Origin of the sequence: Streptomyces sp. AcH 505, from assembly GCF_000818175.1 — a bacterium.
Lineage (GTDB): Bacteria > Actinomycetota > Actinomycetes > Streptomycetales > Streptomycetaceae > Streptomyces.
Genome location: NZ_JTIY01000001.1, coordinates 5,617,032 through 5,628,711, shown reverse-complemented (window position 1 = coordinate 5,628,711; position 11,680 = coordinate 5,617,032). Strand labels below are relative to the sequence as shown.

General features: G+C 70.5%; 9 protein-coding genes. 3 read left to right on the top strand and 6 right to left on the bottom strand.

What is annotated here, in order from left to right:
- The 4 genes from HY68_RS25285 to HY68_RS25270 form a co-directional block, all read right to left on the bottom strand.
- Window positions 1-1,585, bottom strand: a 1,585-nt coding sequence (locus HY68_RS25285; RefSeq protein WP_041992678.1) for a DUF2264 domain-containing protein, incomplete at its 3' end; no start/stop codon positions are given.
- Window positions 1,582-3,201, bottom strand: a complete 1,620-nt coding sequence (locus HY68_RS25280; RefSeq protein ID WP_041992675.1) for an extracellular solute-binding protein — start codon at window positions 3,199-3,201, stop codon at window positions 1,582-1,584. The genes HY68_RS25280 and HY68_RS25285, both read right to left, overlap by 4 nt.
- A gap of 79 nt (window positions 3,202-3,280) precedes the next feature.
- Window positions 3,281-4,222: a carbohydrate ABC transporter permease gene (locus HY68_RS25275; protein WP_041992672.1), complete on the bottom strand. Its 942-nt coding sequence runs from the start codon at window positions 4,220-4,222 to the stop codon at window positions 3,281-3,283.
- Window positions 4,219-5,199, bottom strand: coding sequence for an ABC transporter permease subunit (locus HY68_RS25270; protein WP_078863773.1), 981 nt, complete (start codon window positions 5,197-5,199; stop codon window positions 4,219-4,221). Before HY68_RS25270 ends, HY68_RS25275 begins: the two co-directional genes overlap by 4 nt.
- Before the next feature lie 294 nt (window positions 5,200-5,493).
- Between HY68_RS25270 and HY68_RS25265 the strand changes: the two genes are divergently transcribed.
- The gene (locus tag HY68_RS25265; protein ID WP_052457177.1) at window positions 5,494-7,719 is read left to right on the top strand and encodes an ROK family protein; all 2,226 of its coding nucleotides are present in this window, start codon (window positions 5,494-5,496) and stop codon (window positions 7,717-7,719) included.
- 37 nt (window positions 7,720-7,756) lie between these two features.
- Here HY68_RS25265 and HY68_RS25260 read toward each other — a convergent pair whose 3' ends face one another.
- Window positions 7,757-8,758 carry a hydroxyacid dehydrogenase gene (locus HY68_RS25260; RefSeq protein ID WP_041992669.1) on the bottom strand — a complete coding sequence of 334 codons (1,002 nt, stop codon included), beginning with the start codon at window positions 8,756-8,758 and terminating at the stop codon, window positions 7,757-7,759.
- A 304-nt stretch (window positions 8,759-9,062) separates the two neighbouring features.
- On the opposite strand from HY68_RS25260, the gene HY68_RS25255 reads away from it, so the two are divergent.
- Together HY68_RS25255 and HY68_RS45440 are read left to right on the top strand one after the other, a co-directional pair.
- Entirely contained in the window at window positions 9,063-9,956 is an 894-nt protein-coding gene (locus tag HY68_RS25255) for an RNA polymerase sigma factor SigF (RefSeq protein ID WP_041992667.1), read from the top strand.
- Window positions 9,957-10,073: 117 nt separating this feature from the next.
- Window positions 10,074-10,376: a hypothetical protein gene (locus HY68_RS45440; protein WP_041992665.1), complete on the top strand. Its 303-nt coding sequence runs from the start codon at window positions 10,074-10,076 to the stop codon at window positions 10,374-10,376.
- A gap of 48 nt (window positions 10,377-10,424) precedes the next feature.
- On the opposite strand, the gene HY68_RS25245 is transcribed toward HY68_RS45440, so the two are convergent.
- Window positions 10,425-11,680 (bottom strand): glycoside hydrolase family 38 C-terminal domain-containing protein (locus HY68_RS25245; protein ID WP_041992661.1); only part of this gene is annotated, 1,256 nt, incomplete at its 5' end.

Below are 11,680 nucleotides of genomic sequence, written 5' to 3'. Positions count from 1 at the left end.
GTACGGGCAGCGCCCAGCCGCCGGCCCGCAGCCGCCAGGGTCCTTCGCCGTCCTCCTCTGCCGCCGGGTCGACCCGGGCGATCCGGATCTCGACGGCGCCGCGCAGTACGGAGGCGACGGTGACCCAGGGCCCGGTGCGGTACGGGCAGTCGGGACCGCCGAAGGGGTCCCAGGTCTCCCGCTCCGGCCAGTGGGCGCGGCTGCGGGAGACCCCGGTGGCGCCCTGGACGGAGATCCGCCGCAGCGGGCGGCGGTGGGCCGCCCTGCCGTCGGCGTCCACGAGGGTGACCGTGGAGTCGACGGGGCCGCCGGTGGGGTCGGCCGGCATGTCGGGCGCGGCGTGGGTGGCGTAGCCGAGCCGTGCGTAACAGGGGTCGTCGGAGTGCGGCCGCGCCGGATCCGCGTGGTCGCTGCCGTGGTTGACGACGCGTACGACACCGTCCGACGCGGTGCCCGACAGCAGCCAGCCCGGCGCGGTCAGGGTGCGGGCGAAGTCGCCCTGCTCGACGGCGAGCGGGCGCTCCTCCTCGGTCCACACGGGGTGGTCGGGAGGGAGCAGCAGTCCCGCGAAGCCCTTGCTCGCCCAGTAGGGCGAGGCGGGTCCCGAGTAGACCTGGAGCAGACCGCGGAAGGGCCGGTGCCAGCCGAGGGTGAGCACGCCCCGGTCGTCGGTCGCGCCGTGCGCGGTGAAGTGGTCGAGCATGTGCGACGCCAGCCTGCGGGTCTCACCGGGGGCGATGGGGGTCGCGTCGAAGAGCGCACCGGTCCACACCGGGGCCAGCGCGGCGAGGCGGTAGGTCATGGAGCGGCCCTGGATGAGCGGCGAGCCGTTGCCGCCTTCCAGCAGCCGCTGGTCGGCGAGGAAGCGGCGCAGCCGGTCGCGGTAGCGGTCGAGCAGTCCCGCGGGGGCGGCGTCGCCGGAGATCCGGCAGAACCAGAGCGGGTACAGGTGCATGGCCCAGCCGTTGTAGTGGTCGAAGTTGCGGTGCTCACCGCCGGTGAGCCCGTCGGAGTACCACCCTTCGTCCGCGTACCACCGGTCGGTGACCTCGACGGTGCGGTCGAGGTCTTCCTGGCGCCAGCTGCCGCCGGCGCCGCGGGCGAACGCCTCGGTGACGGCCTGGAACCAGACCCAGTTGTTGCCCGGCATGTCGGTGCCGACCATCAGCCCGAGCCAGTCGAGGACCTGCTGCTGGACCCGCCGGGAGAGCCGGTCCCAGATCCACGGTCCGGTCTCGTGCAGGGCGAGGGCGATCGAAGCGGCCTCCACCTTGGCCTGGTTGGACTCGGCGAAGGTGGGCCAGCGCTCCGGACTCGTCGGGTCGGTACCCGCGGCGAGCCCCGCCGCGTACCGCTCGGCGAACCCGTGCGGGTCGGCGCCGCCCGCCCCGGCCAGCCGGAAGCCGGCCAGCAGGAACGTGCGGGCGAATCCTTCGAGGCCGTCGCTCCAGACGCCGTTGGCGCTCGGGACGCCGGGCAGGTTCAGCAGCGCGTGCTGCTCGGTCGCGTACGGCCTTACGGACAGCAGCAGTTGGTCTGCCGTCTGCTCCCAGTGGGCGCGGTCGGCCGCGGGGGTACGGGTCATCGGTGGAGGTTCTCCCAAGCCTGCTCGTATTCGGCGCGGATCTTGTCCCCGGCGTCCTTGCGCCATTTCTTCATGATGCCGTCCCACTGACCGACCGGCAGCCGGCCCTGCATGATGCCCTTGCGCTGGTCGTCGAGGACGGTCTTGAGCGCGACGCCGATGGTGCCGTTGGTCGCCGAGTACAGCGGTTCGGCCGGGTTGGGCATCAGGACCGGGATCGCGGCCTTCTGGAACGCGTACTGCACGGGGACGATGTCCGGCTTGGCCGGGTAGTACAGCACCTGCGGCGCGTCGGTGGTGAAGATGGTGGGCAGGTTGACCTCGGACTGGCCCTTGGGGGTGAGGATCGGGTCCGGTCCTTGGAGGGTGTGGTCGTCGCCCTGGACACCGTATTTGCGCAGCAGGTACCCGTCGGTCCCGAACGGCGCGGCGAGCGCGTTCATGGCGCGCAGGATCTGCTTGATCCGCTGCTTGGGTGCCTTCTTGAGGATGAGTACGGCGTAGTTGGCCGAGCCCTGCCACTGCACACCGGGACCGCCGTCGAAGCCGGGCGCCATCATGTAGCCGAGTTCGAAGTCCTTGGTGCCGGCGGCGTAGGTGGTGTAGAAGTCGTTCCAGGCGGCGGGCGCGTCGGGGTTCAGCGCGATCTGGCCGTTGCCGAACCAGTCCTTGACCTTGCCCACGACGCTGTAGGCGTCGGGGTACATGACACCGGCCTTGGTGAGCCGGCGCACCGCGTCGAGCGTCTGCTTGGCCTCCTCGGTCTCGAAGTAGTAGGTGAACCTGCCGTCCTTCACCCCCCACTGGTTGGGCCCGTGCAGCATCTGCATCACGAAGTCGAAGGCCGTGATGGGGTCACCGAGCGCGTAGCGGCTCTTCTTGGGCTCCGTGAGGTCCTTGCAGAGCTGCATGAACTCCTTGAAGTTCTTCGGGTTCGGGTCGAGGTCCTTCTCCTTGAGCAGATCCATCCGGGTGTACATGGGCCCGCCGGAGAGCATGCGGGGCATCGGCAGCCCGTAGATGCCGCCGTTGTTGACGGTGGGCGCCCAGGAGGCGGTGGGGATGTTCGCCAGGTAGGGGTAGTCCCGGATGTTGTCGCCCGACAGATGCTCGGTCAGGTCCTGGAACAGCGCCGCCAGCATCTGCGGCCGCTGTGAGGCGCTCTGCAGCAGCATCAGCATGGCGTCCGGCAGGTCACCGCCCGCGATGGTGACGGCGAACTTGTTCGGGTAGTCGCCGACCGGCGTGATCTGGTAGTTCAGCTCGGTGCCGACGGACCTGTTGAGCTTGTCCCACATGACGTTGCGGTCCGCGGGCGGGGGCACCGGGTTGAAGATCAGCGTCATGATGTCGATGCCGGGCCCCTTGGCGGGCGGCCCATCGGGCAGCGACTTCACCGGGTTCGCCGGGTAGTGCAGATAGCCGGGGGTGATGCCGGCGTTGGAGCTGGGCATCGAGGTCGGCACGCCCTTGTACGGGATGTACGTGGGCAGTTCCACCTTCGCGTTGGACGCGGCGGGGATGTTGATGCCGTCCCCGCAGCCGGCCAGGGCCAGGCCCGCCGCCGCGCCGCCGACTCCGGTGAGGAAGCCCCGGCGGCTGAGTGCCGAGTTCACGGCAGTCTCCTCTCGTGTGGTGCTGGACGGGTGGGGGTGCGACCGGTGTGCCGGTGTGGCCCGGTCGGTGTGCGACTGGTCATCCCTTGACCGCCCCGACCATCACGCCCTTGTTCATGTGCCGCTGCAGGAAGGGGTAGACGATCACGATCGGCACGATGGAGAGCACGAGGATCGCCGCCTGGAGCGACTGGGTGGGGGGCAGCGGCGCACCGGCGGCGGCCGCGACCTCGCCCGCCCCGAGCTGGGAGTTGTTGACGACATACGTCCTGAGCACCATCTGCATGGGCCACTTCGACGCGTCGTTGATGTAGAGCAGCGCGTTGAAGAACGCGTTCCAGTACGTCACCGCGTAGAACAGGCCGATCACGGCGACGGACGCCTTGGACAGCGGCAGCACGATCCTGCGCAGGATGGTCAGTTCGGAGGCGCCGTCGATACGGGCCGCGTCGATGAGTTCCTTCGGCAGGTTCATGAAGAAGGACCGCAGCACGATCACGTTGAAGCCGTTGATCATGGTGGGCAGGATCAGTGACCAGTAGCTGTTGATCAGATGCAGCTGCTTGATCATCAGATAGCTGGGGATGATGCCGGGGGCGAAGAGCATCGACATCAGCAGCAGCATCAGCACGGGCTTGTGGCCGAAGCTGCCGGGCCGGCTCAGCCCGTAGGCCAGGGTGATGGAGCAGAGCAGCGCCAGCGCCGTGCCGACGACGGTGACGCCCACGCTGACCAGCATCGCCTTGGAGACCAGACCGCCCTGGAGCAGTGCCTGGTAGGAGACGAACGAGGCGTGGTCGGGCCACAGGACGTAGCCGCCGGCGGCGTTGACCTGCTTGGCGTCGGCGAGCGACGTGGAGATGATGGCGAGGAACGGCAGCAGCACCAGCACGACGCAGATCAGCAGGATCAGCGACTTGAAGGCGCGCCACGGCGGGGTGCCGGGGGTCTCGCCCGGGATGGCGCTGTACGCGCGCTTCGGCCTGCGGCTCACCGGCCGGGTGGGTGACAGCGTCGTCATGAGCGGTACACACCTTCCTCGCCGAAGAAATGGGCGATCTTGTTGGCGCCCAGGACGAGCACGACGCCGACGACTCCCTTGACCAGACCGACGGCCGCGCTGATGCCCCACTGGCCCGCGATCAGGCCGTTGTTGTACACGTACGTGTCGAGCACTTCGCTGTTCTCCAGACCCACACCGCCCTGCTGGAGCAGGATCTGCTCGAAGCCGACGCTCAGCGCGTCGCCGAGCCGCAGGATGAGCAGCAGGATCACCAGGCCCTTGAGGGCCGGCAGTGTGACGTGCCAGGTCTGCCGCCAGCGGCTCGCGCCGTCCACCGCCGCCGCCTCGTACAGGTTCTGGTCGACGCGGGAGAGCGCGGCGAGGAAGAGGATCGTGCCCCAGCCGGTGTCCTTCCAGATGACCTCGGAGGTCAGCAGTGTCTTGAACAGCTCGGGGTTGCCGATGATGTTCCAGCTGCCCATCTCGTGGGCGCGCAGGAACAGGTTGAGCAGACCTTCGTTGCCCAGCATCTGCTGGAAGAGCGAGACCACCACGACCCAGGACAGGAAGTGCGGCAGGTACAGAACGTTCTGCACCCACTTCTTGATCCGCTCACTGACCAGGCTGTTCAGCGCGAGGGCCAGCAGGATCGGTGCGGGGAAGACGAACACAACCTGGATCAGGGTCAGTTCGAGTGTGTTGACCAACGCGTGGACGAAGGCGGCGTCGCCGTTGAACAGCACCTTGAAGTTGTCGAAGCCCGACCACGTGCTGTGCATGATGCCGATGAACGGCTGGTAGTTCTGGAACGCGATGACGTTGCCGAGCAGCGGTATGTAGTGGAAGACGAGCAGCACCACCGCACCCGGTATGAGGAACCAGAACATCGCCATGTCGCGCTTGCGCCGGGGGTCGCGCCGCCCTGTGCGGCCCTCCCCGGTGGGCGGCGGCTCCGCCGCTTCCGGCCGTGCGGCCGGTTGATCGAGCGTGGTCATAGCATGAAAGCCCTTTCATCAAGGTACGGGCGTCTCCGGGCAGCACCAAGCCGGCGATGATTATGTAAATCCAATGGATTGCCTTACGTCAATGCTTCGAACAGGTAAATCCTGCCGGGCAGCACATCGGCTCAACGTGCCAGGACCCTGCCGTGCCATCGTAGAAAGCGCATTCCGACACCGGGGTGTACGGTGTCGCCGAAGGAGGCGCAGGTCCGCGCGCAGGCGCCTCCCGGCCGGGCTGACGGCCAGTAAGTACTTTTACAAATGACGGCGCGCCTGTTGGATGGGGCCATGCATCGAGCAACTGACTTCTCCCTGACCGCCGATGAGCTGGACGAGCTGCGGTCGTGGGCGGAAGCACGCGAGGACAGATCCGTGCGGGTGCGCATAGTGCGGGACGCCGCCGCCGGTGTGTCGGTGTCGGACAGCGCCCGCGCGCTCGGCGTGTCCCGGCCCACGGTGACCGCCTGGCGCCGCCGTTACGCGGCGCGCGGCATCGCCGGGCTCGAACACCAGCCGCGCAGTGGGCGTCCGCCGAGGATCGACGAGGCGGACGTCATCGCGACCACACTGGCGGGGCCGCCGGCGCCGCAGCACACCTGGTCCGCCCGGTCGCTCGCCGACCACCTCGGGCTTTCGCACACCGCGCTCAGCAGGGTGTGGCACCGCTGGGCCACGTCGCAGGGCGTCCTCGACGGGCCCGTACAGCTGCCGACGATCCCGCCGCTCGGCGCACACCGGCCCGAACTGCTCGCCGTGTGGACGCAGCCGGGCGGCGCGGCCGTCGTCGTCCTCGCGGAGAGCGACCGGGCGGGGCAGCGGCACACACCGCCGGCGCGGGCGGAGGAGCGCCAGTCGCGGTACGCGGCGCTGGCCGTCGGACTGCGCCAGATCCACCGGCGGAGCGGCGTCGAACCGGCGCCCGGGGCCGGGGGCGTTGGCGGGGACGGCGGATCCGGGGGCGGTGTGGTTCCCGTCGCTCCGGCCGGACATCCGCCGGTCGGCGAACGGCTGCGGGTGCTGGCGGAGACGTACCCCGGCCGCGCCCTGTCCGTGATCGCCTGGGGGGTCGACGGCGGGCAGCTCGGCACCGACCGGATCGCCCGGCTGCGGCCGAGCGCGTCCATGGGCTGGGCGGGGACGGTCGGTGTCATCGCCCAGCTGGAGCTGCTGCACCATCCGCACAAGGCGCGCCGGGTCCTCGACTCGCTGACCGAGTCCGCGCGGGTGTACTCCGCCACGGCCACCACCGAGCCGTTCTTCTGGCAGCGCCCCGGCGACGGCAATCCGCAGCCGCCCTCGACGCGCGTCGCGCACCGCGCCTTCGACCAGTTGGCGCTCGGCTCGTTCAACGAGAAGCTGGTGATCGAGTCCATCCGGGTCGCCGGCGCGCTCAGCCGGGTGGAGATAGCCGAACAGACCGGGCTCACCCCGCAGGCGGTCTCCCGCATCACCCGCAATCTGCTGACCGCGGGATTCCTCACCGAGGACGCACGCCGCTCGGCAGGCAAGGGCAAACCACGGGTGCCGCTGCGGCTGCGCCCCGACGCCGCCTGTGCGATCGGGATCCATGTCGACCCGGAGATGATCACGCAGGTGGTGGTCGACCTGTGCGGTGGCGTACGGGACCGCAGACAGCTCGCGTTGACGAGCCGCCGCGACCCCGAGTGGTGCATCGCGCAGATGGTCCGGATGGCCACGGAAGCGGTGGAGGCCGTGCGGCCCGTCACCGCGAGCCTGCTCGGGGTGGGGGTCGCCGCGCCGGGCCCGCTCGACGTCAACGCGGGGCTGATCCTCGATCCGCCGCTCTTCGAGGGCTGGGGCGAGGTGCCGCTGCGCGCGGAGCTGAGCCGCGAACTGGGGCTGCCGGTACTGCTGGAGAAGGACGCCACGGCTGCGGCCGTCGGTGAGCGCTGGCTCGGCGCGGCCGAGCGCGCCGGCGACTTCGTCTATCTGTATCTGGGTGCGGGCGCGGGCAGTGGCGCCTTCCTGAACGGCGACATCTTCCGTGGCTCGTCAGGCAACGCGGGCGAGTTCGGCGAGCTGTGCGCGCTCACCCTCGGCAAGCTCACCCCGGAGGGCGGCCCGCAGATGATCCCGGAGTGCGCGCCCATCTCGGCCGTGATCGAGAAGGCAGCCGCCGCGGGACTCGTCGTCGAGGGGGACGGGGCGTACGAGGCCGTCTGCGCCGCCGCCGCGGGCGGCGACGCACGCGCGGTCGACGCGGTGCGGGACGTGGCGCGGGTGGTGGCGCGCGGCGCGGTCGGGATGACCGACCTGTACGACACCGATCTGCTGATCGTCGGCGGTCCCGCGGTGACCCCGGAGGTGGCGGACCTGTATCTGTCGGAGATCTCGGCGGCCGTGAACCGCTTCCCCGTGGCGCGGCGGGTGCGCGAGGTGCGGGTCGCCTTCTCGACGCTCAACGACGCGGCGGCGGCCGTCGGTGCGGCGTCCAGCGTCTTCCACACCACCTTCGCGCCTCGGCTGCGCACCCACGCGCGGTTCGGTGGCTGACGGCGCCCGCCGCCGTCAGCCACCCGCACGTGCCGGCTCAGGCCAGCCGGGGCATATCGGCCTTGCCCAGGCCGCCCTGGAGCGGTTCTCCCGCGAGGTACCGCTCCACCTCGGCGACGGCGTAAGCGCCGAGCCTGCGCACCTCGCTGCCCTGCGCCCCGGCGATGTGTGGGGTCACCAGCACGTTGGGCAGGGCGAGCAGCGGATGTCCGGCCGGAAGCGGCTCCGGGTGGGTGACGTCGAGGTAGGCGTCGAGCCGTCCTGAGGCGCATTCGCGGGCCAGCGCCTCGTTGTCGACGAGCGCGCCGCGCGCGGTGTTCACGACACTGCCGCCGTCCGGTATCAGCGCCAGCATCTCGGCGCTCACCATCCCCTCGGTCTCGGGGAGTTGCGGCGCGTGCACGCTCACGACGCTTGACCTGCGGCACAGTTCGGCCAGGTCGACCCGCTCCACACCGAGTGCGGTCGCTTCCTCGTCGGTGACGTACGGGTCGGTGAGCAGCAGCCGGTACCCGGCGTCCGAGGCGCGCAGCGCGGCGATGACGCGGCGGCCGATCCGGGAGGCTCCGACGATGCCCACGGTCCTGCCGTCGGCCCCGGCCCGCTCCTGGGTCGAGGGCCAGCCGCTCCCGTAGCCCGCGGCGGCGCTGAGGGTCCGCTTCGCGCCGAAGGTGATCGCCGCGAGGGTGAAGGCCACGACGGGGCCCGCGTTGGCGTCCGCCGCCGACGAGACGACGATGCCGCGCTCCCAGAGGGCGTCGCTGACCACCGGCTTGACGCTGCCCGCGGCGTGCACGACGGCCCGCAGCCGGGGCGCGAGCGCCAGGAGTCCGGCGGTGAGCCGGGGGCAGCCCCAGCCGCTGAGCAGGATCTCGGTCTCGGCGAGCGTGGCGCGGACCGCCGGGTCGCCCGGCGGTCCTGTCAGCGACGTCGGCGCCAACCGCACGCTGCGGGAGAGCCGTTCACGCAGATCCGCCGGCAATACCAGGTCGGCCACTGCCGGGTCGACGGCCAGGGCCGCGATCGGTCGATCGGTCACGTGCCGGTCCTTCTCTCGGGGATCTCAGGAAAATTCATCGTGCTCCAATAAATCCAATGGATTGCCTCACGTCAACGTATCGACGGCCACATCCGGCCGCCCGCAAGGCCGTTGGACAGGGGCCGCCTGCGGAAACCCGCTCCCGGCGATCAGTTGGAGACCGCCCCGAGTGGCAGGTAAGTATTTTTCCCTGCAAGGGATAACGGGCATGCGCGCCACCGAATCGCGGACCTGGGGTGAATGAGCGTGTGCTCAGCGGGCAGAAGGGCTCCTGGACGATCCGCTTGCTCGGGAGGGTGATGTCATGACGACCAGCACTGTGCACGCTGCCAGGACGGAGCAGGCAGAAAGTGCCGTGGCGTCGGGGCCGGTGGAAGCGGCGGACGCACTGCCGCAGATCGACGACCCGGGCAAGATCGCCCCGAGGGACGCGCGCGCCCTGTCGAAGCTGTTCTTCGACCAGCTCCAGGTACTGGAGGAGGGCACGCCCGAGTACCAGTACGCCAGGAACACGCTGATCGAGATGAACCAGTCCCTGGTGCGCTTCGCGGCGAGCCGGTTCCGCAACCGGGGCGGCGGCGAGATGGAGGACATCCTCCAGGTCGGCACCATAGGCCTGATCAAGGCCATCGACCGGTTCGACCTGTCGCGCGAGGTCGAGTTCACCTCCTTCGCCGTCCCCTACATCGTCGGTGAGATCAAGCGCTTCTTCCGGGACACCAGCTGGGCCGTGCATGTGCCGCGCCGGCTCCAGGAGCTGCGGGTCGAGCTGGCCAAGGCCAAGGAACTGCTCGCCACCCGGCTGGACCGGGACCCGACCGTCGCCGAACTCGCCGCCATGCTCGGCATCGAGGAGAGCGACGTCGTGGAGGGCCTGGTCGCGACCAACGGCTACACGGCGGGCTCGCTCGACATGCCGACCGGTGACGAGGGCAAGACCGGCGCCAACAGCCGCACCTTCGCGGACATCCTGGGCGAGCCCGACCCCGCCATGGAGAAGGTCGAGAATCTGCACGCCCTGGCCCCGCTGCTGGAGCAGCTCGACCCGCGCGAGCACCGCATCCTGGAGATGCGGTTCGGCCGGGAGATGACCCAGTCGCAGATCGGCGCCGAGCTGGGCGTCTCGCAGATGCATGTGTCCCGGCTGCTGAACCGCATCATCGCGCGGCTGCGCGAGGGGATGCTCGTCGAGGAGTAGGCGCCCCGCGCCGCTCCGCACGCCCCGCCTCCCCAAGCGCCCCGCGCCTGCGCCCCGGATTGTCAGACCCCTCGTCCAGACTTGAGGGTCCGACAGATTCATGGGGAGGAAGCCGAAATGACCAGTACGTCCAGCACGACCCACGCGTCCGGTGAACGCACAGCGGCCAGGGCCTATCTCAGGCTCCTGGCCGCTGTGCGTGCCGTCCTCGACGACCCCGCCCAGGCGTCCCTGGCGGCCCCGCTGCTCGCCGCCCCGATCGCCGAGGCCGACGAGGCCCTGGGCGCGGCGGGGCTGGCGGGGAACGAGCGGGAGTTTCTTCATCTCGTGGCGCATCAGGCCCTGGGTGAGAGCCCAGGGCCTGTTACGGACGAAGACGACGCGGGCGGAGCAGGCGGACCCGGCGGCCGGATCCACTGAACCCGGCCGCCGGATCCCCGTCACCGTCCGACGCGCGTCAGACGCGGGTCAGACGCGGGTCAGACGCAGCGTGATCAGCTCGAACGGCCGCAGGGACAGGGTCACGGCCCCGTCGTCGAGCTCCGGCCTCGGTACGTCGGCCAGGGGCCGCTCCAGCAGGTCCGTCACGGCGATCCCGCCGACCCCGAGGTCCACCCCGACCCTGGCCCTGGCCCGGCCGCCGTGCGACTCGTAGAGCCGTACGACAAGGTCGCCGCTCTCGTCGTCGGCCAGCTTCACCGCGCTGACCACGACCGCGTCGTTGTCGACGGTCACCAGCGGGGCCACCTCACCGGCGCCGGTGACCCGGCGCTCCGGCAGGTTGATCAGGTAGCCCTCCCTGACGGCGTCGCCGATGGCGGCGCCGGGCACGAGCGCGTGCCGGAAGGTGTGCACCCCCTGGTCGGTCTGCGGGTCGGGGTAGCGGGGCGCGCGCAGCAGCGAGACCCGGACGGTGGTGGTCGTGCCCGCGTCGGCGGCCCGGACCGTACGGGTCACGTCGTGTCCGTACGTCGAGTCGTTGACGAGCGCGACCCCCCAGCCCGGCTCCTCCAGCTGGACGAAGCGGTGGTTGCACGCCTCGAACTTGGCCGCCTCCCAGCTGGTGTTGGTGTGGGTGGCGCGGTACACATGGCCGAACTGGGTCTCCGACGCGTACCGCTCGGCGTGCACGTCCAGCGGGAAGGCCGCCTTGAGGAACTTCTCCGTCTCGTGCCAGTCCACCTCGGTGTCGATGTCGAGCCGCTTGGCCCCCGGTGCGAGGGTGAGCAGCTGCGTCACCTTCGAGGCGCCGAAGGTGCGTACGACCCGGACGGCCGCCGACTCCCCTTCGAGCGGGGTGAGTTCGTCCAGCTCCGTCAGATCGGTGACGGTGTTCCGGTAGAACGAGTCGACGTCCCAGGCGTCCCACTGGTTGGGGAAGTCGGGGTGGATCTGGAGCAGGTTGGCCGCCTCGCCCGGCGCGACGCTCTCCCGCCCGGCCGCGATGTCGTAGGCCGACACCACAAGACCCCGGCCGTCGATCTCGACCCGCAGCAGCCCGTTGTCCAGCACATGGCCGCCACCCTCCCGGGCGCGCAGCTCCGTGCCGCCGGACCCGGTGACCGGCCCTGCGCCACCCGCGGCGACTCCGGCCCTGGCGTGCGGGGCCGCGTTGAACACCAGGACCGATCCGCCGGACGCCTCGCCTGCGAGCGCGCGCTGCGCCGATTCGATGATGCCGGTCAGCTCGGCGGCGACGGCGTCGTACGTCTTGCGGGCCTCGC